This is a genomic window from Saccharopolyspora dendranthemae (assembly GCF_007829955.1).
Lineage (GTDB): Bacteria > Actinomycetota > Actinomycetes > Mycobacteriales > Pseudonocardiaceae > Saccharopolyspora > Saccharopolyspora dendranthemae.
This window is the reverse complement of the sequence record NZ_VIWX01000002.1, coordinates 722,076-748,356: the sequence shown is the minus strand read 5'-3', so window position 1 is coordinate 748,356 and position 26,281 is coordinate 722,076. Positions and strand designations below refer to the sequence as shown.

21 protein-coding genes are annotated in these 26,281 nt (G+C 70.0%); 12 read left to right on the top strand and 9 right to left on the bottom strand.

Annotated elements, in window-relative coordinates; all coding sequences use genetic code 11:
• Nucleotides 1-21: 21 nt before the first annotated feature.
• Nucleotides 22-2,175, top strand: coding sequence for an acyl-CoA dehydrogenase family protein (locus tag FHU35_RS12205; RefSeq protein ID WP_145738690.1), 2,154 nt, complete (start codon nucleotides 22-24; stop codon nucleotides 2,173-2,175).
• 91 nt (nucleotides 2,176-2,266) lie between these two features.
• Complete coding sequence (locus FHU35_RS12200) at nucleotides 2,267-2,779, top strand: pyridoxamine 5'-phosphate oxidase family protein (protein ID WP_186459391.1); 513 nt, start codon at nucleotides 2,267-2,269, stop codon at nucleotides 2,777-2,779.
• A gap of 145 nt (nucleotides 2,780-2,924) precedes the next feature.
• Here FHU35_RS12200 and FHU35_RS12195 read toward each other — a convergent pair whose 3' ends face one another.
• Nucleotides 2,925-5,876 (bottom strand): FAD-binding and (Fe-S)-binding domain-containing protein, encoded by a 2,952-nt coding sequence (locus FHU35_RS12195; protein ID WP_145738688.1) that lies wholly within the window; start codon nucleotides 5,874-5,876, stop codon nucleotides 2,925-2,927.
• 262 nt (nucleotides 5,877-6,138) lie between these two features.
• Here FHU35_RS12195 and FHU35_RS12190 point away from each other — a divergent pair, with 262 nt between their 5' ends.
• The 3 genes from FHU35_RS12190 to FHU35_RS12180 all read left to right on the top strand — a co-directional run bounded on the left by FHU35_RS12190 (nucleotide 6,139) and on the right by FHU35_RS12180 (nucleotide 9,098).
• Nucleotides 6,139-6,546 (top strand): DUF7144 family membrane protein, encoded by a 408-nt coding sequence (locus FHU35_RS12190; RefSeq protein WP_145738686.1) that lies wholly within the window; start codon nucleotides 6,139-6,141, stop codon nucleotides 6,544-6,546.
• A gap of 80 nt (nucleotides 6,547-6,626) precedes the next feature.
• A complete protein-coding gene (locus FHU35_RS12185) occupies nucleotides 6,627-7,265 on the top strand; it encodes a GAP family protein (RefSeq protein WP_145738684.1) in 639 nt (212 codons plus the stop codon).
• Between the two features lie 249 nt (nucleotides 7,266-7,514).
• Nucleotides 7,515-9,098: a BCCT family transporter gene (locus FHU35_RS12180; RefSeq protein ID WP_145738682.1), complete on the top strand. Its 1,584-nt coding sequence runs from the start codon at nucleotides 7,515-7,517 to the stop codon at nucleotides 9,096-9,098.
• 46 nt (nucleotides 9,099-9,144) lie between these two features.
• On the opposite strand, the gene FHU35_RS12175 is transcribed toward FHU35_RS12180, so the two are convergent.
• Nucleotides 9,145-10,632, bottom strand: coding sequence for a hypothetical protein (locus tag FHU35_RS12175; protein ID WP_145738680.1), 1,488 nt, complete (start codon nucleotides 10,630-10,632; stop codon nucleotides 9,145-9,147).
• Between the two features lie 177 nt (nucleotides 10,633-10,809).
• On the opposite strand from FHU35_RS12175, the gene FHU35_RS12170 reads away from it, so the two are divergent.
• A complete protein-coding gene (locus FHU35_RS12170) occupies nucleotides 10,810-11,574 on the top strand; it encodes a crotonase/enoyl-CoA hydratase family protein (RefSeq protein WP_145738678.1) in 765 nt (254 codons plus the stop codon).
• A gap of 217 nt (nucleotides 11,575-11,791) precedes the next feature.
• Here FHU35_RS12170 and FHU35_RS12165 read toward each other — a convergent pair whose 3' ends face one another.
• Both FHU35_RS12165 and FHU35_RS12160 read right to left on the bottom strand, forming a co-directional pair.
• A complete protein-coding gene (locus FHU35_RS12165) occupies nucleotides 11,792-12,844 on the bottom strand; it encodes a Gfo/Idh/MocA family protein (RefSeq protein WP_145738675.1) in 1,053 nt (350 codons plus the stop codon).
• A complete protein-coding gene (locus FHU35_RS12160) occupies nucleotides 12,841-13,668 on the bottom strand; it encodes a sugar phosphate isomerase/epimerase family protein (protein WP_145738671.1) in 828 nt (275 codons plus the stop codon). Before FHU35_RS12160 ends, FHU35_RS12165 begins: the two co-directional genes overlap by 4 nt.
• A gap of 204 nt (nucleotides 13,669-13,872) precedes the next feature.
• On the opposite strand from FHU35_RS12160, the gene FHU35_RS12155 reads away from it, so the two are divergent.
• The 3 genes from FHU35_RS12155 (at nucleotide 13,873) to FHU35_RS12145 (ending at nucleotide 17,555) form a co-directional block, all read left to right on the top strand.
• The gene (locus FHU35_RS12155; protein WP_145738669.1) at nucleotides 13,873-15,045 is read left to right on the top strand and encodes a Gfo/Idh/MocA family protein; all 1,173 of its coding nucleotides are present in this window, start codon (nucleotides 13,873-13,875) and stop codon (nucleotides 15,043-15,045) included.
• Between the two features lie 248 nt (nucleotides 15,046-15,293).
• On the top strand, nucleotides 15,294-16,649 hold the full coding sequence (locus FHU35_RS12150; RefSeq protein ID WP_145738667.1) for an MFS transporter: 1,356 nt from the start codon (nucleotides 15,294-15,296) through the stop codon (nucleotides 16,647-16,649).
• Between the two features lie 48 nt (nucleotides 16,650-16,697).
• The gene (locus FHU35_RS12145; protein ID WP_145738665.1) at nucleotides 16,698-17,555 is read left to right on the top strand and encodes a sugar phosphate isomerase/epimerase family protein; all 858 of its coding nucleotides are present in this window, start codon (nucleotides 16,698-16,700) and stop codon (nucleotides 17,553-17,555) included.
• A gap of 32 nt (nucleotides 17,556-17,587) precedes the next feature.
• Here FHU35_RS12145 and FHU35_RS12140 read toward each other — a convergent pair whose 3' ends face one another.
• Nucleotides 17,588-18,841, bottom strand: coding sequence for an MFS transporter (locus tag FHU35_RS12140; protein WP_246110255.1), 1,254 nt, complete (start codon nucleotides 18,839-18,841; stop codon nucleotides 17,588-17,590).
• Nucleotides 18,842-18,987: 146 nt separating this feature from the next.
• Between FHU35_RS12140 and FHU35_RS12135 the strand changes: the two genes are divergently transcribed.
• Nucleotides 18,988-19,515, top strand: coding sequence for a CGNR zinc finger domain-containing protein (locus FHU35_RS12135; protein WP_145738660.1), 528 nt, complete (start codon nucleotides 18,988-18,990; stop codon nucleotides 19,513-19,515).
• Nucleotides 19,516-19,527: 12 nt separating this feature from the next.
• Here the strand turns inward: FHU35_RS12135 and FHU35_RS12130 are convergent, their stop codons facing one another.
• The 4 genes from FHU35_RS12130 to FHU35_RS12115 all read right to left on the bottom strand — a co-directional run bounded on the left by FHU35_RS12130 (nucleotide 19,528) and on the right by FHU35_RS12115 (nucleotide 23,920).
• Nucleotides 19,528-20,670, bottom strand: coding sequence for a CaiB/BaiF CoA transferase family protein (locus tag FHU35_RS12130; RefSeq protein WP_145738658.1), 1,143 nt, complete (start codon nucleotides 20,668-20,670; stop codon nucleotides 19,528-19,530).
• 31 nt (nucleotides 20,671-20,701) lie between these two features.
• The gene (locus FHU35_RS12125; RefSeq protein WP_145738655.1) at nucleotides 20,702-21,451 is read right to left on the bottom strand and encodes a GntR family transcriptional regulator; all 750 of its coding nucleotides are present in this window, start codon (nucleotides 21,449-21,451) and stop codon (nucleotides 20,702-20,704) included.
• Nucleotides 21,452-21,530: 79 nt separating this feature from the next.
• The gene (locus FHU35_RS12120) at nucleotides 21,531-22,688 is read right to left on the bottom strand and encodes an acyl-CoA dehydrogenase family protein (RefSeq protein WP_145738653.1); all 1,158 of its coding nucleotides are present in this window, start codon (nucleotides 22,686-22,688) and stop codon (nucleotides 21,531-21,533) included.
• A complete protein-coding gene (locus FHU35_RS12115) occupies nucleotides 22,685-23,920 on the bottom strand; it encodes an MmgE/PrpD family protein (protein ID WP_145738651.1) in 1,236 nt (411 codons plus the stop codon). The genes FHU35_RS12120 and FHU35_RS12115 overlap by 4 nt, the downstream gene beginning before the upstream one ends.
• A 355-nt stretch (nucleotides 23,921-24,275) precedes the next feature.
• Here FHU35_RS12115 and FHU35_RS12110 point away from each other — a divergent pair, with 355 nt between their 5' ends.
• The gene (locus FHU35_RS12110; protein WP_145738649.1) at nucleotides 24,276-25,391 is read left to right on the top strand and encodes an NDMA-dependent alcohol dehydrogenase; all 1,116 of its coding nucleotides are present in this window, start codon (nucleotides 24,276-24,278) and stop codon (nucleotides 25,389-25,391) included.
• A 12-nt stretch (nucleotides 25,392-25,403) separates the two neighbouring features.
• Entirely contained in the window at nucleotides 25,404-26,222 is an 819-nt protein-coding gene (locus FHU35_RS12105; protein ID WP_145738647.1) for an N-acyl homoserine lactonase family protein, read from the top strand.
• The last annotated feature ends 59 nt before the right edge of the window (nucleotides 26,223-26,281 follow it).

The window sequence follows — 26,281 nt, the reverse complement described above, 5'->3', positions numbered from 1 at the left end:
CTGGGAACATACGCTGCGGTCATGTCGATCGCGATCAACGAAGATCACCGGCTTCTCGGCCAGACCGTGTCCGATCTCCTCGCGCAGCGCGAAGCCCGCGCCGCCAGCCGGGCACTGCTGGATTCCGACGCCGAATCCCTCCCGGCCTTCTGGCGCGAGGCAGCCGATCTGGGCTGGCTGGGACTCCACCTGCCCGAGGAGTCCGGCGGCGCGGGGTTCGGGCTCGCCGAAGCGGTGGTCGTCGCGGAGCAGCTGGGACGGGCGGTGGCACCGGGACCGTTCGCCCCGACCGTGATCGCTTCGGCGGTGATCGACGCCGCTGGTGATGACGCGACCAGGAAACGACTTCTGCCCGGCCTCGCGGACGGTTCGGTGCCCGCGGGCATCGCTCTCGAAGCCGAGCTGGAGGTCTCGGGCGGCACCGTGTCGGGTTCGGCTCCCGCCGTGGTCGGCGGCGGGCTGGCGCAGCTGCTGGTGCTGCCGGGCGGTGACGACGCCGTGATCGTCGAGGTCGGTCAGGGCACCACCGTCGAGGTCCCGCCGAACCTCGACCAGTCCCGCCGCTCGGCCCGCTTCACCCTGGAGGGCGCACCGGCCACGGTGCTCACCGGCGGCCGTCGAGCGCTGATCGACCTGGCGCGGGTGATCCTGTCCGCGGAGGCGGTCGGAGTCGCCCGGGAATGCACCGAGCAGGCCGCCGCGTACGCCAAGGAGCGCGAGCAGTTCGGCCGCGTGATCGGCACGTACCAGGCGGTCAAGCACCACTGCGCCAACATGGCCGTGGCCACCGAGCTCGCGACCAGCGCCGTCTGGGACGCCGCCCGAGCCGTTCCCACCGGTGGTGATCAGCTCACCTTCGCCGCTGCTGCGAGCGCGGCCCTCGCCGGCCCGGCCGCGGACCTGTGCGCCAACCTCAACACCCAGGTGCACGGCGGTATCGCCATCACCTGGGAGCACGACGCGCACCTCTACGTGCGTCGGGCGACGACACTGCTGACGCTGCTGTCGGGCGATGACGCGGCCGAGGAGCTCACGGCCCTGACCCGCGACGGGGTCGCCAGAGCGCGGACCGTCGAGCTGCCGCCCGAAGCCGAGAACGTGCGCCGGGAAGTGCGAGCCATCGCTGACGAAGTGGCCGCGCTGCCCGAAGACCAGCAGAAGGCGCGGTTGATCGAGACCGGCTACGTGATGCCGCACTGGCCGAAGCCCTACGGCCGGGCGGCCGGAGCCATCGAGCAGCTGGTCGTCGAGCAGGAGTTCGCCGCGGCAGAGGTGAAACGTCCTTCGTACGGGATCACCGGCTGGGTCATCCTGACCCTCATCCAGCACGGGACCGAGGAGCAGGTGTCGCGCTGGGTCGGACCGGCACTGCGCCAGGACGTGATCTGGTGCCAGCTGTTCAGCGAGCCCGCCGCGGGATCGGATGCCGCGGGCGTGAAGACGAAGGCCACCCGCGTCGACGGCGGCTGGCTCGTCAACGGCCAGAAGGTGTGGACGAGCGGTGCGCACAAGGCGGGGAAGGGCTTCGCGACCGTGCGGACCGACCCGGAAGTGCCCAAGCACCAGGGCATCACGATGATGGTCATCGACATGCAGGCCGAGGGCGTCGAAGTCCGCCCCATCAAGATGCCCTCGGGCGCATCGGAGTTCAACGAGGTCTTCTTCGAGGACGTCTTCGTGCCCGATGACGACGTGGTCGGGCCGATCAACGGCGGCTGGACCGTCGCGCGCGCCACGCTCGGCAACGAGAGCGTCAGCATCGGGGGCGGTCAGGGGACGATGTCCACCCCGGCCTCGGCGATGGTGCCGCAGCTGGACGCCCACCCCGGCAGGCTCACCGGCGGAGCCGCCAGGATCGGCCGGTACGCCGCTGAACACCACGCCATGGAGATGCTCAACGTGCGCTCGGCGCACCGCGCCGTCGAGGGCGCCGAACCCGGGCCGGAAGGGGCGATCACCAAGCTCGTGCTCTCCGAGCTGGGGCACGAGGCCGCGGTCATCATGAACGCGCTGGGCGGAGCGGACTCCGTCTACCTGGACGGTCCGGGCGCGTTCAGCGGCGCTCTGGCGCTGCTGCACCGCGGCCTGTCCATCGCGGGCGGCACCAGCGAGATCAAGCGCAACCAGATCGGTGAGCGCATCCTCGGACTCCCCCGCGATCCGCTGATCAAGTGAGCTTCCGGTCGCGGGGGAGCCCGGCGCCCGGCCCTCCCCCGCCCCGGCATCAGCACGCGGTGTCACCGCTCCAGCACGAGAAGGAAGGTCGATGGCGAAGCAACGAGCACAGGTCGAGATGACGTCCGAGGAGATCTCGGAGTTCATGGCCACCCGCCGCACCGCGACGCTGACGTCGCTGAGCGGCACCGGGCACCCGCACACCGTCGCGATGTGGTTCGCGCTCCTCGACGGCGTCATCTGGTTCGAGACCAAGGCGAAGGCGCAGAAGGCGGTCAACATCCGCCGCGATCCGCGGGTCACGGTCCTGATCGAGGACGGACTCACCTACGACACGCTGCGCGGCGTCTCCTTGGAAGGACGCGCGGAGATCGTCGAGGACCCGGACGCGCTGTGGGCCGTAGGCGTCAACATGTGGGAGCGCTACCACGGCCCCTACACCGACGAGGTGAAGCCGCTCGTGGAGTACATGCTCCACAAGCGCGTGGCGGTCCGCCTGGACGTGCAGCGCACCCGCTCCTGGGACCACCGCAAGCTCGGTCTCGACCCCACTCCGCTCGGCGGGACGACCGCGGCCCACTACCCGCGACCACCCGCGTCCTGACGCCGGATCACCTCAGCGCCAGTTCCAGCTCATCTGGGACGGAGCGGTCGCCCACTCGAGGTTCACCCGCAGCACCGAACCCATCGACCGCGGCAGGCGCATGACCGCCTGCCGCGTCGCCGACACCACGTCCTGAGGCCGGTTCTCAGCCGCGCGAACCCCGTTCCCGCCCAGCGGTTCCCGGGTCGAGGAGCTGAGCGAGGTGCAGGCCCGGCCTGGAAGGGGCGAGCTGGTCGACCTGCCTGGCGCAGGAGAAGCCGTCGGTGAGCACGGCCTCCTTGTGCCCGGTGGAGCGCAAGGCCGGGGCCAGGGCGTTCTCCGCCACCTGCATGCTCACGTCGTAGTGCTCGGCTTCGAAGCCGAAGTTGCCCGCGACACCGCAGCACCCGGTGGCGTCCACGACGTCGCGGACGCCGGCTGCTTCCAGCGCCTTGCGCTGCGCCGACGCGCCGAACACCGAGTGCTCGTGGCAGTGCGTCTGCAGGACGGCGCGTGCGGGAGCGGGCTCGGCCGGGGACGGCTTCCAGCCCGCCGAGACGCGGTCGGCGACGTGCGAGGCGAAGCTGCGCACGCGGGAGGCGACGCGCTTGGCCTGCTCGGTGTGCACGAGCTCGGGCAGGTCCTTGCGCAGCGCGGCGGCGCAGCTCGGCTCGACCACGACGATCGGCCGATCCGTCCCGTCGTCCAGGGTCTCGGCCGCCTTCGCCAGCAGGCGCTTGGCGGTGCCGAGCTGACCGGTGGAGATCCAGGTCAGGCCGCAGCAGGCGTCGGCCGTGCAGGAGACGGTGTCGCCCGCATCACGCAGGACGCGGGAGGCCGCGCCCGCGACCTCGGGCCGGAAGCCGCGCGTGAAGGTGTCCACGAACAGCACCGCCGAGCCGTCCGCGCGGTCCTCGGCCGCGACCTCGCGGCGCCACTCCCCCGCACCGGCGAAGCGCGGCAGCGCGCGCTTGGTCGTGAGGCCGCCCGCGGCCGCAGCGACCTTGCCCACCTTGGTCGCCAGCACGGCGTTGACCACGCCCGACAGACGTCCGGTCAGCTTCAGCACGCGCGGCAGCCAGCCGAGCGAGTAGTGCGACCGCGGCCGGATCCTGCCGCGGTAGTAGTGGTCGAAGAACTCCGACTTGTAGGTGGCCATGTCCACGCCGGTCGGGCAATCCGTCGCGCACGCCTTGCACGACAGGCACAGGTCCAGCGCTTCTCGGACCTCCTCGGACCGCCAGCCCTCCTCGACCGTGCGCGCACCCCGGACCACGTCCTGCAACACCCGGGCGCGTCCCCGCGTCGAGTCCTTCTCATCGCGCGTGGCCCGGTAGCTCGGGCACATCACGCCACCGCTGTCCGCGCGGCACCGGCCCACGCCGATGCACCCCTGCACCGCGTGCACCCACGGATCCCGCTCCGACGACGCAGGGCTCAGGTCGAAACTCGTGCGCCACTCCCGATCCGGCACGCCCGCGAGCGCGAGATGCGCGTCGATCGGATCCGGGTCCGTCACCGACCCCGGGTTCAAAATGCCTGCGGGGTCCCACAACCGGCGGCACTCGGCGAAGGCGGCCAGCACCTCCGGCGAGTACATGATGGACAGCATCTCCGATCGAGCGCGTCCGTCGCCGTGCTCACCGGAGAGCGAACCGCCGTGCCGCACCACGAGTTCCGCGGCCTGCCGGGTGAACTCCCGGAACACCGCGCGGCCCTCTTCGGTGCGCAGGTCGTAGGTGATGCGGATGTGCATGCAGCCGGCGCCGAAGTGCCCGTACATCACCCCGGTCAGCCCGTGGGAGTCCAGCAACTCGCGCAGATCGGCCAGGTAGTCGGCGAGCCCTTCCGGTGCGACGGCCGCGTCCTCCCATCCCGGCCACGACTCGCCGCCGGACGCCAGCCGGGAGGAAAGCCCGGCGCCGTCCTCGCGAACCCGCCACAGCGACGCACGTTCCGCGGGGTCGGCGGCCTTGCGGCCCTGCACGAGTCGGCCGTTCTCGCCGAGCCGCTCCAGCAGCCGGTCCGCCTGAGCGCTGACCGAATCCGGGTCGTCCCCGTCGAGGTCCACGAACAGCCACGCCTGCCCGTCGGGCAGCCCGAGCACCGAGTCCGGCCCCCGCCGGTGACGCATCGTGGACACGATCGCCTCGTCGGTGCCCTCGACCGCGGCAGGCGAGAACTCCAGGATCGCGGGCACGTCCCGGGCCGCCTCCACCACGTCCCGGTAGCCGAGGCACACCAGCAGTGCGCTGGCGGGCTTGGGAACGAGCTTCATGCGAGCACCGACGATCACCGCCCACGTCCCCTCGGAGCCGACGACCGCGCGGGCGACGTTGAACTTCTCCGGCAGCAGGTTCTCCAGGTGATAACCCGAGACCTGCCGCGGGATGCGGCCGAGTTCGAGCCGGAAAGCGCTCAGGTGCTCGCGCGCCAGCCCCTCCAGCGAGGTGGTGAGCTCCTCGGCGCGGGCCGCGGAGCGCGAATCGGCCGGATCGGTGGCCCGCAAACCCGATTCGGTCGCCGTCAGGCGTGCCAAGTCCGACGTGATCAGGTCGATCTCCGCGACGTGGTCCGATGTCCGCCCGTAGCGCACGGAGTGGTTGCCGCACGCGTCGTTGCCGATCGCACCCCCGACCGTCGCGCGACTCTTCGACGACGGGTCCGGCGCGAACGTCCGCCTGCCGTCCGTGGCGCGCTCGACCTCGCGCGACAGCGTCGCGAGGACGACACCCGGCTCGACGTCGACCGTCGCGGCGTCCTCGTCGATGGCCAGCACCCGGTCCATGTACCGCGAGAAGTCCAGGACCAGACCGGGTCCCACGGCGTTGCCCGCCATCGACGTCCCGCCGCCCCGGGAGATCAGCGGCGTGCCGCTCTCCCGGCACGCCGAGGCCGCCGCGATCACGTCGTCGGGGTTGCGCGGGAACACGACCGCGAGCGGTTCGACCCGGTAGTTCGACGCGTCGTAGGAGTACTCGGCACGCCGCCGCGCCGAGTGCTCGGCCTCGACTCCGGCCTCCGCGAGCGCCTGCAGCAACGCCGAGGCCGGTTCGCGCGCATCGACTCGGTGCGGCGTTCCAGCGTCGGAGACCGGACGGGCGGCGGAATCGGTCATCTCAGTGGTTCCTTCGCACAACAGGGCCGACGGTGGCCGTTGGGCGCGACGCGGGGCCGCGTGGATCTCGTGCTGCACCGTACCGACTCGGATCGTCAGCGGCGCGCACGAACACCCGCCCCACCGCACCACCGCCGCCCGGCGTCGGGGAAGGGCTTTCGGCTCTGGTGATCCCGGTGGGACCGCGAACAGTGTGGAGCAGGTGGCAGATCGTCGAGGTCCGCCGCCCCGGCAGCAGTGACCCACGGTTGAGGAGTTCGCTATGGCTACGCATGGAGCCCACCCGGCGCGCACGGGATGGGTCGGATGGATCTACTTCGGAGCCCTGGTCATGGTGGCGGGCGGGATCGTCCAGTTCATCAACGGCCTGCTCGCGCTCTCGCAGTCCGGCTCGGTGTACCTCGTGCCCTCGGGGACGGCGGTGCAGGTCGGGATGGGTGGCGTCGGCATCAGCTTCCTGATCATGGGGGTGGTGCTCGCCGCCGCCGGCATCGGCGTGATGAGCGGCAAGACCTGGGCCCGGGCGCTGGCCGTCGCGCTGGCCGTGCTCAGCGTCCTCGCCAACATCGCCTTCTTCCCCGCCTACCCCCTGTGGTCGGCGATCGTCATCGTGCTCGACGTCGTGGTGATCTACGCCCTGGTGGCCCACGGCAGGGAGTTGCGCAGCTGAACGGACGAGGGCGGGCCCCGCAGCGGTGCGGGGCCCGCCCTCCCAGCACCCCGCAGCCGCGACGGGCGAGGGAGTGAGCCGTGAGCCTTCAAGTCCTGCCGCTGGCGATCACGATGATGGCCGGGCCGCAGATCATGTCCGCCATCGCGTTCGTGACCACCGGACGCCCGATCCGGGTGTCGCTGGCGTTCCTGTCGGGCGTCCTGGTCGCCGTCCTCGCCGGTGTGGGCATCGCCCGCGAGCTGGCGGCGCTGCTGGGCAACGCGCTCCCCGCGAGCGGCGACTCGCACTCCTCGGGCACCGTCGGCAAGGCGATCCAGATCGCCCTGGTCTGCGTGCTGGCGCTGCTCGCGGTGAAGAACTTCCTGGGCCGCAGGACCGCGGAACCGCCGAAGTGGCTGGGCACGCTGCTGTCGGCCACTCCTGCCACCGGCTTGAAGACCGGCTTGCTGGTCGTCGTGGCGATGCCGTCGGACATCGTGGTGATGCTGACCGTGGGGGCGAACCTCGAGCACCACAAGGCCGGGTTCGGGGCGGCTCTGCCCTTCATCGGCGTCACGCTCCTGGTCGCCGCGCTCCCCCTGCTGCTGTACGTGCTGTTCCACAAGCGCGCCGTCACCGCGATGCCCGCGGTCCGGGACTGGATGAACGACCACAGCTGGCTGGTCAACATCATCGTGTGCCTGGTCTTCATCGCGCTGGTCGCCACCGGCGGCTGAACCGCCGCTGCGCGATGCGGGTGCCGCGGGCGCGAGGCTCCCGCGTAGACTCGGTACCCGCTCCGGCCAGCCTTGACCAGTGTGAACGCTGTCGCCGAGCCCGACAGCACAACAACCCCAGCGCACGCGTCCCTCGCAGCCGAGCCCTTCGCGCCATCTCAGCCGTCAGCCGTGTCCCCACGGCCGCGCCGCGCGGCTTCCGCAGAGGTCCCCGCACCTCTTCCCTCAGCCAGCTCACGGAGTCACCGATTGTCTGATTCACCGTCCGCGCCGCCCGAACATCGGCGGCCCGGCCCAGTCCTGCACGTCTCACTCGGGCTCGCGCTGGCCATCGTCGTGTGGGGAGCGGCCGCGGGGGACTCGCTGTCCCGAGCCGGCTCCGCCGCGCTCGACGGCATCACGACCGGATTCGGCTGGGCCTACCTGCTGGTCTCCCTCGGGTTCCTGGCCTTCCTGGCATTCCTCGCCTGCAGCCGGTACGGGCGGTTGCGCCTGGGCCGGGACGACGAGCGACCGGCGTTCCGGCGGCTCACCTGGTACGCGATGATCCTCTCCGCCGTGATGGGCATCGGTCTCATCTCTTACGGCGTCACCGAACCGATCTCCCACCTCGCCGAACCGCCGCACGGCCTGGCCCAGCCCATGACGCCGGGTGCGGCGGTCACGGCGATGCAGTTCTCCTTCTTCGACTGGGGACTGCACGCCTGGGGGATCTTCGCGGTCGTCGGCCTCGCGATGTCCTGGTCGATGTTCCGCAAGGGCCGCCCCGGCCTGGTCAGCGCCCTGTTCCGGCCGCTGATCGGTGACCGCGCCGACGGGCCCGCGGGTGGGGCGATCGACGTGTTCGCGGTCCTGGCGACCCTGTTCGGCACCACGACCTCGCTGGGTCTGGGAGCGCTGCAGATCAACGGCGGGTTCACGGCCCTGTTCGGCGTCCCCGACTCACCGCCGGTGCAGTTCGCGATCATCGCCGTCATCACCTTGCTGTTCACCGCCTCGGCGCTGACCGGCGTCGCCCGCGGGATCAGGTTCCTCTCCGAGACCAGCATGGGCCTGGGGGCGCTGCTGTTCGTGTTCGTCCTGGTCGTCGGGCCCACGATCTACCTCGTCGACCTCTACGTGCAGTCGGTCGGCCGCTACGTGAGCGAGCTGGTGTCCACCAGCCTCATCACCCCGGCCAGCGGCGACCTCGACTTCATGCAGTCCTGGACCTACTTCATGCTCGCCTGGTGGCTGTCCTGGGCGGCGTTCGTGGGAGTGTTCCTGGCCCGGATCTCACGCGGCCGCACCATCCGGGAGTTCGTCGTGGGCGTGCTGCTGGTGCCCAGCGTCGTGTTCTCCCTCTGGTTCACCGCCTTCGGCGGCACCGCGATCCACAGCGACCTGATCGGCAGCACCAAGATCGCGGTGGCCGCGGCCGGGGACGAGAACTCGGCGTTCTTCGCCACCCTGCAGTCGCTCCCGCTGCCGACGATCACCTCGATCGTGACGATCGTGCTCGTCGTCCTGTTCTTCGTCTCGGGAGCCGACGCGAACACCTTCGTGCTGAGCATGCTGACCAGCCGCGGCACCGAGCACCCACCCGCGTGGGTGCTGGCCCTGTGGGGCGCGGTGACCGGCGCGGCGGCGATCGCGCTGCTGGCCGCCGGAGGTCTGGAATCGCTGCAGCAGATGGTGATCGTCAGTTCGGCGCCGTTCCTGCTGATCCTCATCGGAGTCGCCGTCGGCTTCTGGAAGGACCTGCGCGCGGAATTCCTCCCACCCGACGTACCGCCGCCGGTGGCCGAACCCGCCGCAACCCAGATCACCGAACGCACACCGGAAAGCATCTGAGCTCGGGCATGGCCGGTGGTTCGGGAGCGGACCACCGGCCGCGCCGTCAGCTCAGCTTGAGGAGCACGAGCTCGTCCTGGCCGCGTGCGGGCGTGCCGACCTGCCAGGTGCGCACGACCTGCCCCGGTGGGTCGGGAGTGATCCTCTTGAAGGCCAGCATGTAGTCGAACTGCGGCATCGGTGTCGCAGGGAAGTGGCGCCAGTTCCAGCCCAGCACGGCCTTCTCCAGCGTTCCGGCTTCTGCGTAGCGCTTGTCGAGCAGCACCTTGGTCAGCGCCGGGTCGCCGAAGTGATCCACGATCAGGCCACCGGAGAAGTAGGAGAGCACTCCGATCTCGCCGGGCGCGAGGACCTGCTTCCCGCCGGTGAGTTCGCGGACCTCTGCACCGACCTGCTGGTACTGACCGGTTTCGGCGTGGTTGAGCACCAGCGGCATCACCGACCACGGTGTCGGTCCGCTGGCGGCGATGCAGGCCGTGCCGAAGGCGAACGCCGCGACGAAACCGATCGTCGTCCGGGCCTGCGCCAGCACGACCGACAGGGTGATGAACGAGAACGCCACGAGCGGCGCGAAGTACCACGCTTCCGGGAACGCGCCGATCGCGGCCAGCGCCGCCCAGTGCGCCCATCCGGCTGCCAGGAACACCAGCGCAACTCGTGCCCACGCTTCTCCGCGGTGGCGCCACGCGCGCACCCCGCACAGCAGCGCGACGACGACCGGGACCGCCGTGATGGCAGTCGGGACCGGCAGCAGGACGGCGAAGAACCTGATCGGCGCGTCCACCATGGTCACGCTGCCCGGCGAGGTGACCTTGATGAAGGTCGAGTCCGGCACGAACCCGCCCAGGTGGAACCAGGACCAGACGTGCCAGGGCAGCGCGACCAGCGCTCCGATGCCCGCCGACTGCGCCAGGTGCAGCCACCTCGTGCGGACGCCCGGCAGCAGCGAGCACGCCGCGAACACGCCCGCGGGCACAGCGAAATCGGGCCGGCACAGCACCGCCAGGCCCCACAGCACGCCTGCGGCCCACCGCTTCCCCCCGAGCGCGTGGCGGGCCACTCCGACCATCATCGCGATCCCCAGATAGGTCTCCATCCCGATGGCGGAGACCAGCAGCGGGGAGCTCGCCAGCAGACCCACCGCGAGGAACGGCAGGACCGACGAGACCCCGAGGACGCGGGCGATCCTGGCGGTCCACCAGCCGGTGAGCGCGAAGGTGGCCATCAGCAGCAGCCCGACCACCACCGCAGGACGTCCGACGACGAAGAAGAGCGCGGCCAGCAGCCACGCGTTCAGCGGCGAGGTCTGCGTGTTGGAAACCCGATCGGCCAGCAGCCCCCAGTGCCCGTGTTCAGCGAGGTTGCGCACGTAGCCCAATGTGATCCAGGTGTCGTCGCCCAGGGCGCGATGCGCCAGGAGCATCAGAACGGCGCCGACCGCTGCGCCGAAACCCGCCGCCCACCACTCCAGACGGCGAATCCGCGGGGAAAGCGACGGGCGAACCACCTCGTGTTCGGTCTCGCTCTTGAGCATGCTGGCAGAATCCCAGCGCGGCGACCGTGAGAACCGTTGGAGCACGCGCACGTTAGTGGCTTGTCAATGCCCTTACGAGTGATTTCCGCCCTGACACGAGTCGACGGGCGGTCCTTGTCTGCTGATCGACGACCACGCATGCTCGGGTGGTACCTCTGCGACGAAGGAGAGACCTCAATGACCGACAGCGTCCAGACGGAGTTCGCCGACGGGGTAGCTCTGATCACCATCAACCGGCCCCAGGCGCGCAACGCCGTCGATCGCTCGGTCGCCGACGGCATCGCCGCCGCCATCGACGAGTTCGACGCGCGCACCGACCTGACCGTCGCCATCCTCACCGGAGCCGGTGGCACGTTCTCGGCGGGCATGGACCTCAAGGCCTTCACCCGGGGCGAATCGCCGAGCATCCCCGGCCGGGGTTTCGGCGGCCTCACCGAGAAGCCTCCGTCGAAACCGCTGATCGCGGCCGTCGAAGGCTGGGCGCTCGCCGGAGGGTGCGAACTCGCGCTCAGCGCTGACCTCATCGTCGCGGCCCGCGACGCCAAGTTCGGCCTGCCCGAGGTCAAGCGCGGTCTCGTCGCCGCCGCGGGCGGACTCCTGCGCCTGCCCAAGACGCTGCCCTACCAGCTGGCGATGCAGATCGCGCTCACCGGCGATCCGCTCACCGCCGAGCTCGCCCACCAGCACGGGATGGTCAACACGCTCACCGAACCCGGCGAGGCGCTCGCTGAAGCCCGCGCGCTCGGCGCCCGGATCGCCGAGAACGGACCGCTGGCCGTCCGAGCCACCAAGCAGATCGTCTCCGGCGCCGTCGACTGGACCGACGGAGAGGCCTTCACCCGGCAGTCCGAGATCGCCTCGCCCGTGTTCACCTCAGCCGACGCCCAGGAAGGCGCACTCGCCTTCGCCGAGAAGCGCAAGCCCGTCTGGCGCGGCGCCTGATCGGAGCTCGTGGCAGGCCCGACCTCCCGCGACCCGCTTCCAGCCCCGCCGACGGCTTCCAGGCACGCACCCGGAAACCCCGAGGCGGAGCTCGCCGCACCTTGACTGGTCGCTGTTCAGCACTCCCGTCAGCCCGACGTCGCCGAATCCTGCTCCCCGCCAGGCAGGTCCGAATCAGCCGGGTAATCATTCATTCCCGAGGCCGCGGGCCGTGCCGTCAGTTCGGCAGGCGAAGCGGCGGAGGCGCCGCACCGCTCCTCTCGGGTCCGGCGCTCCCGCCGGACCCGAGGGCGCTCTGCGCGTAGACGTCGGTGAGGATGCGCAGGGACTTCGTGGCCTCGCGGGGGCTGATCCAGAACGGCTCGTCGTCGTCCAGCCGGGCGTAGAAGTCGCGGATGAGGGCTTCGTGGGAGACGCCCCAGTAGGAGCGCCCGTGCGACGGAGCCTTGCGTTCGGCGACCGACTCGACGCGGCCGTCCTGGTGGGTGATGGTCAGATCTCCTCGGAAGGAGAGGGTTCCGCGCTCCGCGGTGATGTCGATCGTGACCGGTGCGTGGACCACGTTCGCCAGCGAGCCGAAGACGAGGCTGCGGGCACCGCTCGCGTGGGTCAACAGCATTTCCGCGGTGTCCTCGACCTCGATGAGGTCCCGGTAGAGGCGCGTGGAGGCGGTGCCCTCGACGCCCACGACGTCTCCTACGAGCCACTGCACCAGGTCGAGCGTGTGGATCGCCTGGTTGATGAGCAGTCCTCCGCCGGCGGTGTCCCACCGCCCTCGCCACGGCTTGGCGCGGTAGTAGTCCGGCGCGCGGGTCCACAGCACCGAGGCGGTCGCGCCGAGCACGGCGCCCAGATCACCGGACTCGATCACGTCGCGGGCGGTCTGCGCCGTGCGGTTGTAGCGGTTCTGGAAGCACACGCCCACTCGGCTCCCGCTGCGCTCAGCGGCTTCGACCAATCGCTCGGCCTGGTCAAGCCGGTGCGCCACCGGTTTCTCGAGCAGCACGTGCACGCCTGCGTCGAGGAAGTCCAGCGCTACGGGCACGTGCTGGTGGTGCGGGGTGCAGATGTGGACGACGTCCGGCCGCGCCCGCGCGAGCAGCGCGCGATGGTCGGTGAAGCCGGCAACTCCGCACCGCTCGACCGCGGAGGCCAGCGCCGCGGCGTCCGTGTCGCAGACCCCGACCAGCTCGACACCGTCCAGCGCCTCGACGGCTTCCAGGTGGACAACCGAGACGTCGCCGCATCCGATGATCGCTGTCCTGGTCATCGGTACTCGATCCCCTCGGACTTCAGGATCTCGGTGAACGCCGTCCACGCCTCGGTGAACAGCTCGGGGCCGGAGAACCCGCCGAGGTCGTGCGCTCGGGACAGGTGCGGTTCGAGCGAGAAGAACCCGTCGAAACCGTCCTCCCGCAGCGCCCGCACGGTCTGCACCACTTCCCCGTCACCGCGGCCAGCCGCGCACACCTCGCCGTCGGCCCTGTGCGCGTCCTTGATCTGCACGTATTCCAGGTGCGGGCGGAGCGCTCCGTAGGCCTCGGTGAAGGGCCGAACGCCGACCTGCACGAAGTTCGCGGCGTCCCACGCCGCGCGCAGGTTCGGCGATCCCACGGACTCCAGAACGTCGACGCACCGGCGCGGGATGTCGCCGTAGATCTGCTTCTCGTTCTCGTGCAGCATCACGACCCCGCCCTGCTCGGCCACGTCGGCGAGCGCCCGCATCCGGCGCAGCACCTCGTCGCGGGCGTCGTCGGGATCGCTGCCGGGACGCATGAAGAAGGAGAAGACGCGGATGTAGCGGGCGCCGAAGCGGTGGGCGACGCCGACCGCGTGCCGAGCGCGGTCGAGGTGAGCGTCGAAGTCCTCGTCGAGGGAGATCTTCCCGATCGGCGACCCGATGCTCGACACCCGCAGGCCGTGGGCGTCGAGGACCTTCTCCGCCTGCGCGAGCTGATCGGCGTCCAGGTCGAGCACGTTGATGTCCCCGGCGCTGCGGAGTTCGAGGTGGGACAACCCGAGCTCGTCGAGCAGCGTTGCCTGCTCCTGCAGATCCGGCGAGATCTCGTCGGAGAATCCTGAGAGCGTCCACATGCGGCGTGCTCCTCACTGAGCCGGGCCCGAACGGTGCACCCTCACCATGGAACGCGGGACGTGGCCCTCCTACCTGTTGCCGTTTGTTGCCACCGACAGGCGACGCGATCCGGAAACAGCTGGCAACTCGTTGTCGAGCCCGGGGCGGAACCGCACAGTCGACCGCACGAGTCCGCAGGCCCGCCAGACGAAGGAGCACAGCCCATGTCCAGGAAGGTCCGCCTCGGCATCATCGGCTTCGGGGCCCAGGGCTCCGCGTACGCGAAGTTCATCACGAAGGGCCTGGTCCCGAACGTGGAGATCGGCGCCATCGCCGACGTCGATCCGGAGCGGCGGGTGGTCGCCGCCGACGAGCACGACGTGCCGGTGCACGCCGATCACCGGTCGTTGCTGGCCGGTGGTGAGGTCGACGCGGTCGTGACGACCGTGCCCCACTACCTGCACGTGGAGATCGCGATCGACGCCCTGGGGGCCGGCGTGCACGCGCTGGTGGAGAAGCCCGCCGGCGTCTACACCGCACAGGTCCGCGATCTCAACGAGTTCGCCGCGCAGCATCCCGAGCTGACGTTCGGGATCATGTTCAACCAGCGCAACAATCCGCTGTACCAGCGGATCAAGCAGATCGTGGACGACGGGGAGATCGGTGCGATCCGGCGGACCAACTGGATCATCACCACCTGGTGGCGTCCGCAGGGCTACTACGAGCAGTCCGAGTGGCGGGCCACCTGGGGCGGTGAGGGCGGCGGTGTCCTGGTCAACCAGGCGCCGCACCAGTTGGACCTGTGGCAGTGGATCTGCGGTGTTCCGAAGTCGGTGTCCTCCAAGGTCGCCTACGGGTTCCGCCGGGACATCGCCGTGGAGGACGAGGTGACCGCGGTGGTCGACTACGGCGGCGGGGCCACCGGCACCTTCGTCACCTGCGTCCACGATCTGACGGGCACCGATCGGCTGGAGATCCTCGGCGACAAGGGCAAGATCGTCGTCGACGGGTCCAAGACCGCCACGGTCACCCGGCTGGTCGCCGACGAGCGCGAGCTGTCCGGCGACATGGGGATGGACGACGTCCGCAAGCTCTTCCAGGGCGACCTGGACCCGACCACGTACTACTCGCAGGAGGTCCTGGAGTTCGAATCCGCCTGGGGCGAGCAGCACTCGGGCGTGCTGGAGAACTTCGCGGCGAACATCCTCGACGGAACCCCGCTGCTGGCCCCGGGCAGCGAGGGCATCAACGGCGTGCGGCTGGCCAACGCGATCCACCTGTCGAGCTGGCTCGGCCGCGAGGTCCCGATCGACTTCGACGAGTCCCTGTACCTCTCCGAGCTCAACGCGCGCATCCGGCAGGAGGGCGTGTTCCCCGAGCGCCCGACCGGCGCCTGAAGCTCCCCTTCCGCGAACCGGCGTGCGCCTGCCCAGGCGGACGCCGGTTCGTCGCTGCCTCGGTAGCGCCGGAACCCTCTCCGACCGGCGGCTTTCCTGCCGGATGCAACTGCTGGCAACCACTTCTGTCGCCTGGTGACGTCTGTCGCAATTGAGCGCACTCCGGGCTGATGGCGGAGGTTCACCGCTGTCCCGCCCACACACCCGCGGTCGCGCAACGATGAGCGCCCGGCGAAAGGAAACCCGAGATGAGCGCGAACCACCCACCAGGTTCCGACTCCTCCGACCCCTCGAACCGCGGAAACCTCGCGGTGACTTCGGATTCGACGGAAGCGGCGCCCTCGACGGGCAACGGCAAGGCCATCGGAACGCTCGCCGCGGCCAGCGCGATCGACAACTCCGAGAGCAGCCTGATCAACAACTTCTTCCCGCTGATCCGCGACGCGTTCGGGCTCAGCCTGGGCGCGCTGGGCATCATGGCGAGCCTGTCCCGCTTCGCCCGGATGATCGCCGGCCCGCTGTGGGCGATGGCCGCCGACCGGTTCGGCCGCAAGAAGGTGCTGTTCATCGTCACGGGCCTGTGGGGATTGTGGACGGCATCGGCCGGTCTCGCACCGAACTTCACGACGCTGCTCGTCCTCTACAGCATCGGCGTCCTCGGCACCGTCGCCTCGGAACCGATCACCAACGGGCTCCTCGGCGACCTCTTCGACGACGAGAAGCGCGGACGCGCCTACGGAACCGTCCGCTCGCTCGGCTCGCTGATCGGGATGGCACTCGGACCCGCCATCGCCCTGTTCGCCAACGATCCCGACGGATGGCGCTACGGCATGTTCGCGATGGGTGGGCTCAGCGTGCTCTCCGGTGTGGGCATCCTGCTGTTCGTCGAGGAGCCGCGGCGACGCACCGCGGTGGCCGACGACCCCGAGGTCGGCCGGTTCCGCCTCTCCGACGCCGTCAAGCTCTTCAAGATCCCCACCATCGCGCTGCTGGCCGGCATGCTCCCGCTGGTCACCAGCTTGGTCCTGTTCACCTACTTCGTCACCTTCATGGTGGACGCGCGTGGCTGGGAAGTGCCGTCGGCAGCCCTGCTGTACTCCGTGTTCTCCGGCGGCATGGCTCTGTCGTCGTTCGTCGGCGGATTCCTCGGCGACTGGTTCGTCAAGCGGTTCGGCCACAAGGGACGGGTCATGCTGATGCAGATCTACCTGGCGGCCGTCGCGGGGATGTCCGTGGTGGCGCTGCAGTTCGACTGGGGGAAGGGCCTCGCCGCGTACGTGGTGATGTTCCTGTTCGGACTGATCGTGCTGATCGGGTTCTCCGCCTGCGTGCTGCCGATGGTGTCGGCCGTCGCTCCGACGCAGCTGTCGGCCACCGCCTTCGCGGCGCTGTTCTCCCTGATCCAGGGCGGGCTTTCGGCTCTGCTGACGCTGGCGATGGGATTCCTCGGCGAAACCCTGGGCATGACGCAGGTGATGTTCTACCTCGTGACCGTGCCCTACCTGCTCAACGCGCTGTACTGGTTCGCCTTCTACAAGATCTACCCCGCCGACGTCGCCAAGCAGGCCGAGCGCACCGCCGCGGTGGAAGCGGGCACGTTCTGACCGCGAACCCGGAATCGCACAACACCCTCCGCAACCAAGGGAGATCGCATGGCAGTCCTCGGCGTTCAGATGATGATGCTCAAGCAGCAGGTCGCGGAGCAGGGCATGTTCCCGGTGCTGAGGCAGGTGCGGGACCTCGGCTACGACGCGGTCGAGGTCTCGCAGATCCCGATGGACGAGGCGAACACCGCCGGGCTTGAAAAGGGCATCGCGGAACTGGGTCTCGACGTCGGCGCGCTGTCGGTCGCCCTCGAGCGCAACGCCTTCGCCACCGGTGACACCTTGGACACCGACTTCGACAAGATCGTCGACGACTGCCGTCGCCTCGGCACCCGCTACGTGCGGATCGGGATGATGCCCTACGAGGCGATGTCGTCGAAGTCCGCGTGCGAGGCGTGGGCCGCGAAGTGCGAAGCGCAGGCACAGCGGCTCGGGGGCGAAGGCATCACGCTGCTCTACCACAACCACCACGTCGACCTCGCTCAGCACGAGGGCGAGCGGATCTTCGACCTCGTGCGCCGGGTGGCGGGTTCAGTCGCCTTCGAGGTCGACCTGTTCTGGGTCCAGCGCGGCGGGATGGCGCCGCTGGACATGCTCGAGGAGTACTCGGGGGTGTGCAAGACGATCCACGTCAAGGACTTCCGAGTGCTGCCGCTCCCGCCGGAATCGATGGATCTGCTGGCCACGGGCGACCCCGAGGACCGCGCCCGGTTCATGACCCTGTTCAACACCAACGTCCAGTTCGCCGAAGTCGGTCAGGGCAACATGAACTGGCCGGCGCTCCTGCCCGCTGCGCGACGAGCCGGAGCGGACTACTTCTTCGTCGAGCAGGACGACCAGTACGGCCGCGACCCGATGGACTGCCTCCGCGACTCCCGCGACTACCTCCGCAGCATCGGATACTGAGAGGGCACCGGCCGGTGGATTCCAGCCGGCGTTCACCGGTCCGGTGCCGCGCCCTGCTCGACGGAGGCCAGAACCCCCGGTGTCATGGTGCGCAAAAACGGCGGGATCGTGATCAGCACCGCGACGGCGAACACGACCAGCGCGGCGCGCATCCCGAAGAGCTCGCCGAGCAACCCGACCGCTCCGGCGCCCACCGGCATCGCGCCCCAGCTGAACAGCCGCGCCACGGCGCTGTAGCGGCCCATCATCTCGGGTTCGACGAGGTGCTGGGCGATGGTGCGGGCGTTGACGGCCCACAACGTGCCGCCCATCCCGCCGAGGAACGCACCTCCCGCCAGCACCCACAGCTCGGTGGTCACCACGGGTGCGATGACCATGGCGAACGTGCCGATGAGATCGGCGAACAGCACCCGGCGCTGCCCGATCAGGCGGTTGAGTGCGGTGACGCTCAACGCTCCGACGAGTCCGCCCGCACCCAGTGCGCTCAGCAGCATCCCGTACTCCCGGGGACCGAGGCCCAGCGTGGTGGTGGCCATCAGCGGCATCAGCGCGAGCCAGGCTCCCCAGCAGGAGCACAGCACGGTCAGCACCAGGGCCATCAGCCGCAGCAGGCGGCGTTCCCACAGGTACCGCAGCCCCTCCCCGATCCGCGCGCTGACGCTCACCTCACGCGCCTCCCGCACGACCCGGAAGCGGCCGGCCAGCAGCACCAGCACCGCAGTGGCCAGCACGTACCCGGCCGCGGTGGCGCCGAGCGCGAAGGTGCTGCCGACCGCGACCAGCATGCCGCCGACGAACGGACCGCAGAACTCGTTGCACACCGTTTCAGCACCGGTGATCCACGCGTTCGCCCGCTCCCGCCACGTCGGCCCGACGGCCGAGGGGGTCAAGGCCATCGCCGAGGTCAGCGCGATCACCTCGGCCACGCCCAGGGCCGCGCTCCCGGCCAGCAGCAGCGGCAGTCCCAGGGCGTCCGAGGTCCAGGCCGCGAGCAGGGCTGCGAGGGTCAGCAGACGCATCCCGTTGGCCAGCCACAGCAGCGCGCGCCGGTCGAACCGGTCCACCAGCACGCCCACGTGCAGCGCGGTGAGCAGCCACGGCAGCGTCAGGGCCAGTGACACGGCCGCGACCAGACCGGGAGAGCTGGTCAGGGTGGTCGCCAACAGCGGCAGGGCGATCTTCAGCACGCCGTCGGCGAGGTTGGTGACCGCGGTGAACACCACGAGCACGACCGTGTTGTGCCTGCTGCGATCAACCGCCCGCGCGGTCCCGGATCGTTCGGCCACCCCGTCCATCATCGCCCCCTCGACATAACCGGCTAAATACTTTAGGTGGTGACTACCGTAGCGGGATCCTGCGCGTTGCAGAAGGCGAACGGGTAACCTGTCAGAGTCTTGACCGGTTACTGGCCGTCTGAGAGCGGGTGAGCAGGATGGATCCATCCCCGCACGCGGAGTGGGTGATTTCCTTCGCGAACACGCTCGACGTCGAGGACGGGACCGACGCCCTGAGCGAGCCGAGCCACGTCGCCCGATGGCTGGTCACCACCGGCCTCACCACCCGAACACCGCGGGTGACCGGCGCCGACCGCGACCGCTACCTGCGGTTGCGCAGCGGCGTCCGCGAACTGTTCGGCACCGAGGAGCAGCGCTCGCACGTGCTCGCGGACGCCGACTCGGTCCTGCGCGACGTCCCGCTGCTGGTCTCGCTCACCCCGGACTCGGTGCTGCAACCGGATCCGGAACTGCCCGCGACGTCGCGAGCGCTGGCGACCATCGCCTCAGCGCTCGCCTCCGTGCTGATCACCGGGGAGGTCGCCCGGGTCAAGCGCTGCCCGGCCGAGGACTGCGGCTGGGTGTTCTGGGACTCGACGAAGAACCGCAGCCGGCGCTGGTGCTCCATGCAGGTCTGCGGCAACCGCGACAAGGCCCGAAGCTTCGCTGCCCGCAAGCGCGGCTGAGCACCTCCGAACTCAGGCCGGGTCTTCGTCGAGCTCGGCGAGGACGGATTCGGTGTGCTCGCCGATGCTGGGGATGGGGTCCATGCGGGGTGCGCGGCCGGGAGCGGTCACCGGGGGCTGCAACGTTCGGAGGGGGCCGACCGGCGAGTCGACCTCGTGCCAGCGGCCGCGTTCGGCCAGCTGGGGGTGGTCGGCGAACTCCTGCACGGTGCGCATCCGGGCGTTGGCGATCTGGGCTCGGTCCAGGCGCTCGACGACATCCTGCGCGGCCAGCTCGGCGAAGGCGACCTCGATCGCAGCGGTGAGCTCCCGCTCGTGGTCGACGCGATCCGGGTTCGTCGCGAACCGCGGATCATCCGCCAGCTCCGGGTCTTCCAGCACGGTCTCGCACAGCTTCCGCCACTCGCGGTCGTTCTGGACCGCCAGGAACACCTGGGATCCGTCCCCCGCGCGGAACGGGCCGTACGGCGCGATCGCGGCATGCCTCGCACCGGTCCGGGACGGGGACTTCCCGCCGTACACCGCGTAGTAGTACGGAAATCCCATCCACTCCGCGAGAGCGTCCAGGAGGGACACCTCGAAAGCGCTGCCCTCGCCCGTGCGCTCGCGTTCGTAGAGCGCCGTGAGCACGCCGGTGTAGGTGTACATGCCGCCCGCGATGTCGGCGACCGAGATCCCCGCCTTGGCCGGCTCCTCGCGACCACCGGTGATCGAGACCAGTCCCGCCTCGCACTGCACGAGCAGGTCGTAGGCCTTCTTGTCGCGGTAGGGCCCGTCGCTCCCGTAGCCCGACAGGTCGCCGATGATCAGCCGCGGGTGGCGCGAGCGGAGCTCGTCGGCGCCGAAGCCCAGCCTCGCCGCGGCGCCGGGCGCGAGGTTCTGCAGGAACACGTCCGCCTTGGCCAGCAGCTGGTGCATGGACGCCCGCCCTCCCTCGGACTTGAGGTCGAGGACGACGCTCTCCTTGTTCCGGTTGAGCCACACGAAGTGGCTGGACATGCCGTTGACCGTGGCGTCGTAGTCCCGGGCGAAGTCGCCGCCGTCTCGTTCGACCTTGATCACCCGCGCACCGAGATCGGCCAGCTGGCGACTCGCGAACGGTGTGGCGACGGCCTGTTCCAGGGCGACCACGACGATGCCTTCGAGGGGAAGCATGTGCTCGTCCTCCCGGTTGTGGTGAGCGGCGTCAGTGCGTGTTGCGGCGGAGCTTCACGCGGTAGGAGTACTGCTCGGGCAGGAAGTGGTTGATCGCCAGCTCGACCGGTTGCAGATCGGTGGTCAGGTAGGTCCGGTCGACGCGCAGCAGCGGATCACCGACCTGGCAGCCGAGCGCATCGGCGAGCGTGCGCTCGGCGGCCGCAGCGGTGATGCTCTGCTCGGCTTCGGCTATGGGCGAGGGCAATCGCGTGTCCAGCAGACCGATGATGGTGGCATCGCTGACTGCGCCCTCCTGCCCCAGCTCCGGCACGTCGTCGAGGGCGGCCGCCGCCGCGGGATGCAGGTGAACCGTGGTGTGGCAGAACGAATCGCCGAAGTGCGTGCGCCGGAAGACCACGGTGTGCACGACGTCGCTGTCCAGCCGGAGCCGACTGGCGGATTCGATGTCGACCTGCCTGCGCAACGGCCGGAGCACCTCGAGCTGGGTGTCCAGCGACAGCCCCATCAGGTCCTCGATGGACCCGAACTGGCGCAGGTACTGGCCGTCGCGGGGCGCCGCGAACGTACCCCGTCCGGGCACGCGGTAGACCATTCCCTCGGCCACCAGGTCGTGGAACGCGCGGCGCACCGTCTGACGGCTGACCTGGTACTCGGTGGCGAGCTCGGCCTCCGTCGGCAGGCGCGTGCCGTCGGCGTAGCGGCGCTGCAGGATTCCCTGCCTCAGCTCCCGCGCGACCACCTTGTACGCCGCCTCGCCGCTCTGGTCCTTGCTGTTCATCGCACCTCGCCGTAGCCCGTCCGCGGCGCCGATCGCGCCGGCACCGCGGCCGTCCGGTGGCACGTGCGGCGCTGCCCGGTCACCTTCCCACTCCCCCGCGTGCGATCAGCTGGGAGGTGATGACGTTGCGCTGGATCTCGTTGGTGCCCTCGCCGACGATCATCAGCGGCGCGTCGCGGAAGTAGCGCTCCACGTCGAACTCGGTCGAGTAGCCGTAACCGCCGTGCACGCGGACAGCGTCGAGCGCGATCTCCATCGCGGCTTCCGAGGCGTACAGCTTGGCCATGCCGGCCTCCATGTCGCAGCGCTGGCCGCCGTCGTAGCGGTCGGCGGCCAGGAACACCAGCTGGCGGGCCGCGGTGTACTTGGTGGCCATGTCGGCGAGGTGGTTGCCGACCGACTGGTGCTTCCAGATCGGTTTGCCGAAGCTCTCCCGCTCCTGCGAGTAACGCAGGGCGTCGTCCAGCGCGGCGCGGGCCACGCCCAAAGCCCGTGAGGCGACCTGGATTCGCCCGATCTCCAGGCCCTTCATCATCTGCGCGAACCCGCGGCCCTCCTCGCCGCCGAGCAGCGCGTCCACCGGGGCGCGGTGGTCGGCGAAGGACAGCTCGCAGCTCTCGACGCCCTTGTAACCGAGCTTGGGCAGGTCCCTGGAGACGGTGAAGCCGTCACCGGGTTCGACCAGGATGATGCTGATCCCCCGGTGCCGCGGTTCCGCGTCCGGATCGGTCTTGCACAGCAGCGCGATCAGCTGCGATCGGCGAGCGTTGGTGATCCACGTCTTCGACCCGTTGATCACGTAGTGGTCGCCGTCGCGGACCGCGTGGGTCGTCAGCGCCTGCAGGTCCGATCCACCACCGGGTTCGGTGAGCGCCATCGTGGCGCGGATCTCGCCGGTGGCCATCTTCGGCAGGTAGCGATCCTTCTGCTGCTCGGTGCCGAAGGTGTGGATCAGCTTGGCGACGACCGTGTGCCCGCCCATCGCTCCTGCCAGGCTCATCCAGCCCCGCGCGAGCTGCTCGGTGACCTGCACGTAGCACGGGGTCGACACGGCAACTTCGCCGTAGGGCTCGGGGACGGCGAGGCCGAAGATGCCCAGCCGCTTCATCTGCTCGATCAGCTTCTCGGGGTACTCGTCGGCGTGTTCGAGGTCCCGGGCGACCGGACGCACGTCGCGGTCGACGAAATCGCGCACGGTGTCGACGATCGCCTGCTCTTGCTCGTTGAGGGTGCTCACGCTGGGTCCTTCTCGTGTCGGCTGATCGGTTGCGCGGCGCCGGGAAGCTGGCCCGCGAGGAGCGCGGCGGCGCGCTCCCAGTCCACTCCGGACAGCAGTTCCGGTACATCACGGCCGCAGTCGGCGACTTTCGCTCTCACGTCCTGTTCGGACGGAGGTCGTCCGGGCGATCCCGGGGGCAGCTCCAGCTCGACGACCTGCCGGGTTCCGTCCCGCAGCGCCGCGGTGATCTCGACCTGCCCGGCCAGGAGCCAGTCCCCACCAGGCGTTTCCTCCACCGTCACCCGCCGCACGAGGCGCTGGGCCTCCGGACGGTTCACGGCCTGGTCGGTGAAGCTGGCGAACCCGGGGTGCGGGTCGAGCACGGCGGCCGCGACGGCGTACTCCATGCTGAACTTGCCCTGCAGACCGGTGCTCGGCCGGTGGTGGATCAGCGGTTGCACCGCGCATCCGGGCGTGCGCACGACGATCTGGTCCACCTCGTCGGCGGCGATCGGGCCGGGCAGCCGCTCGCGCAGCGCGCTGATCGGCCGCTGCAGGGCGTAGCAGCACGGGAACATCTTGATCGCCAGGCCACCGGGAACAGCAGGGCCGGTCACGGCGATTCGCGCGGGGTCACCGCCGACCAGCCGCAGCCAGGCGTCCAGCGCGCCCGGGTCCGCCGTGGCACCGGCTGCCGCCAACCGGGCCGCCCGAACCCCGGCGTCTGCGGCGAACCCGACCTGCAGGGGCTTGCCCGAGGTGCCGAACGCGCGCTGCACGCCCCCGGCGGCGGGCACCGCGAGGGCGATCGCGGTCGCGATCCGCTCGGGCGACAACCCGAGGGCGACGGCGGCGGCGACGGCCGCGCCGGGTGCTCCCGCGGTGCACGTCGCGTGCCAGCCCTCCGCGTAGTGCGACCAGCCGAGCGCGACACCGATGCGCGCCATGACACCGGCTCCCGCCAGGTACGCGCGCGCATCGCCACCGGCCGCGAGCGTCGCGGGGACGCAGACCACGCTGATGTGCGCGGTCGACTCCATGTGGAGGTCGTCGAAGTCCAGCACGTGCCCCACCGCCGCCCAGCGCGCCGCGTCGGACAGCCCGGAAGCGATGCCGACCAGCTCGTCGTCGCGGGCGGCGAGGGTGACCGCGAGGGTGTCGACCAGGGAGCGCTGCGCGAGGACGAGTTCCTCGGACTCCGGGACGAGGTCGTGCGCCCACCGCGCCAACGTCTCAGCGGTCGATGTCATCCGCGCTCCCGATCGTGCACGGTGCGTGCGACGCGAACCCCGGGCCGGGACTCGCTGCGGGTACCGCGCGGGTTGCATAATGTACGGCCAATCGTGCAAGGACGGTCGTCCGCTGTCAACGCCCACCCGTGTGCACTAATCCTTTTGGCAGAACGGGCATTCCGACTCCCGACTTGACACCCTCCGCACGCGGCGAGAAACTACCGGAGCTTTGGCCGTACATATCTGAGTACGAATCCCGCCAGTCGCCGGGCTCTCCCCGGCCCGGATCGCACGCTCCACCGGACTTCAGGGGCGGCGCACGCCCCTCCTCGCTCGCGCCCTCGCACTTCCACCACGTCCGCAGAGGTGATCGATGAAGACCCGCGCTGCAGTCCTGGAAGAAGGAAGCAAGGAGTTCGACATCGTCGAGCTCGACGTCGACGAACCGAAGGTCGGCGAGGTGCACATCAAGTTCACCGCCGCCGGCCTGTGCCACTCCGACCTGCACCTGACCGACGGGGTCTACGGAAATTCGCCCCGGTACCCCATCGTCGGAGGCCACGAGGGCGCCGGGATCATCGAGTCGGTCGGACCCGGGGTGACGCACGTCGAACCCGGCGACCACGTGGTGTGCAGCTTCATGCCCAGCTGCGGCGTCTGCCGGTACTGCGCCTCCGGTCACTCGAACCTGTGCAACCTGGGCGCGAACATCCTCAAGGGCAACATGCCCGACGGCACCTTCCGCTACCACCGGGACGGCCGCGACCTCGGCGGGATGTGCATGCTCGGCACGTTCTCCGAACGCGCCACCATCCCGGCCCGCTCCGCGGTGAAGGTCGACCCGTGGCTCCCGCTGGACGTGGCCGTGCTCGCCGGTTGCGGCGTGCCGACGGGCTGGGGCTCCGCGGTCAACGCCGGAGGCGTGAAAGCCGGTGACACCGCGGTGATCTACGGGTCGGGCGGGGTCGGGATCAACTCCGTGCAAGGCGCGGCCCACGCCGGGGCCAAGTACGTGGTCGTCGTCGACCCGGTGGAGTTCAAGCGGGAGACCGCGATGGCGCTCGGGGCGACCCACGTCTTCGCCGACGCGGCGGACGCAGCGGCCAAGGTCAACGAGCTGACCTGGGGCGAGGGTGCCGATCAGGCGATCTTGACCGTCGGCGTCGTGGACGAGGTCGTCGTCCGGCAGGCCTTCGACATCGTCGGCAAGGGCGGCACGATCGTCGTGGTCGGCCAGGCGAACCCGGAGAACCTGACCATCCAGCTGCCCAGCGCGATGTTCACCCGCAACGAGAAGGTCATCCGGGGCGCGCAGTTCGGCTCGTGCAACCCGCAGCACGACATCATCAAGCTGCTCCGGCTGTGGAACACCGGCGGCCTCAAGCTCGACGAGCTGGTCACCAAGACCTACACCCTCGACCAGGTCAACGAGGGCTACCAGGACCTCAAGGACGGAAAGCTCATCCGAGGCGTCATCGTGCACCAGTGAGGGAGGCTCGGCATGCCCGACAACGACAAGATCAAGGTCACGATCATCCCGACCGGAACCATGCACGCCGACCTCACCTGGCTGCTGATCGACCCCAACCGGATGGCCACGCAGAAGCAGCCGGCGAAGCAGCGCGACTGGGTCGAGGTCCCCACGCACGTCGTCTACCTGGAACACCCCAACGGCCAGAAGCTGATGTGGGACGCGGGAGTTCCGCGCGATTGGGAGGACCGCTGGGGCCCGACCGGGCTCGACCAGTTCTTCCCGGTCGACACCGTGCCCGAGCAGGAGTGGCTGGACTCCCGCCTCCAGCAGCTGCAGGTCGAGCCCGGCGACATCGACTACCTCGTGCTGTCGCACCTGCACATGGATCACGCGGCCAACGCTCAGTTCTGGCAGCGAGCGGGCACGAAGATCATCGTCGACGAGAAGGAGAAGGAGGGCGCGTTCTCCTTCGACGGCTACAACAAGGGCGCGCACATCAAGTCCGACTACGACGGGCTGGAGATGGACACCGTCAGCGAGGACACCGAGCTGCTGCCCGGCGTCACGCTGCTGCGCACTCCCGGGCACACGTGGGGAACGATGAGCCTGCAGGTCGACCTCGCCGACTCCGGGACCATGCTGTTCGCCTCGGACTCGTTGTACCGCAGGGAGTCCTACGGGCCACCGGCCATCGGAGCGGGCATCGTCTACGACTCCGTGGCGTGGCTGGAATCCGTGGAGAAGATCCGCGGCATCCAGGAGCGGACCAACGCTCAGGTGATCTACGGCCACGACCCGGAGCAGATCACCCAGCTCCGAACCGGCCCCGGCAACTACTACACCTGATCTCCCCGGCCGGTCGTCCCCTGCAGCGGGACGGCCGGCCGCTTCTCCTCGGAGGTGAG

What these genes read in the sequence shown, in the direction of transcription:
- FHU35_RS12205 (WP_145738690.1), top strand. Translation starts at nt 22, where the DNA reads ATGTCGATCGCGATCAACGAAGATCACCGGCTTCTCGGCCAGACCGTG.
- FHU35_RS12200 (WP_186459391.1), top strand. Translation starts at nt 2,267, where the DNA reads ATGGCGAAGCAACGAGCACAGGTCGAGATGACGTCCGAGGAGATCTCG.
- FHU35_RS12195 (WP_145738688.1), bottom strand. Translation starts at nt 5,876, where the DNA reads ATGACCGATTCCGCCGCCCGTCCGGTCTCCGACGCTGGAACGCCGCAC.
- FHU35_RS12190 (WP_145738686.1), top strand. Translation starts at nt 6,139, where the DNA reads ATGGCTACGCATGGAGCCCACCCGGCGCGCACGGGATGGGTCGGATGG.
- FHU35_RS12175 (WP_145738680.1), bottom strand. Translation starts at nt 10,632, where the DNA reads ATGCTCAAGAGCGAGACCGAACACGAGGTGGTTCGCCCGTCGCTTTCC.
- FHU35_RS12170 (WP_145738678.1), top strand. Translation starts at nt 10,810, where the DNA reads ATGACCGACAGCGTCCAGACGGAGTTCGCCGACGGGGTAGCTCTGATC.
- FHU35_RS12165 (WP_145738675.1), bottom strand. Translation starts at nt 12,844, where the DNA reads ATGACCAGGACAGCGATCATCGGATGCGGCGACGTCTCGGTTGTCCAC.
- FHU35_RS12160 (WP_145738671.1), bottom strand. Translation starts at nt 13,668, where the DNA reads ATGTGGACGCTCTCAGGATTCTCCGACGAGATCTCGCCGGATCTGCAG.
- FHU35_RS12155 (WP_145738669.1), top strand. Translation starts at nt 13,873, where the DNA reads ATGTCCAGGAAGGTCCGCCTCGGCATCATCGGCTTCGGGGCCCAGGGC.
- FHU35_RS12150 (WP_145738667.1), top strand. Translation starts at nt 15,294, where the DNA reads ATGAGCGCGAACCACCCACCAGGTTCCGACTCCTCCGACCCCTCGAAC.
- FHU35_RS12145 (WP_145738665.1), top strand. Translation starts at nt 16,698, where the DNA reads ATGGCAGTCCTCGGCGTTCAGATGATGATGCTCAAGCAGCAGGTCGCG.
- FHU35_RS12135 (WP_145738660.1), top strand. Translation starts at nt 18,988, where the DNA reads ATGGATCCATCCCCGCACGCGGAGTGGGTGATTTCCTTCGCGAACACG.
- FHU35_RS12130 (WP_145738658.1), bottom strand. Translation starts at nt 20,670, where the DNA reads ATGCTTCCCCTCGAAGGCATCGTCGTGGTCGCCCTGGAACAGGCCGTC.
- FHU35_RS12125 (WP_145738655.1), bottom strand. Translation starts at nt 21,451, where the DNA reads ATGAACAGCAAGGACCAGAGCGGCGAGGCGGCGTACAAGGTGGTCGCG.
- FHU35_RS12115 (WP_145738651.1), bottom strand. Translation starts at nt 23,920, where the DNA reads ATGACATCGACCGCTGAGACGTTGGCGCGGTGGGCGCACGACCTCGTC.
- FHU35_RS12110 (WP_145738649.1), top strand. Translation starts at nt 24,276, where the DNA reads ATGAAGACCCGCGCTGCAGTCCTGGAAGAAGGAAGCAAGGAGTTCGAC.
- FHU35_RS12105 (WP_145738647.1), top strand. Translation starts at nt 25,404, where the DNA reads ATGCCCGACAACGACAAGATCAAGGTCACGATCATCCCGACCGGAACC.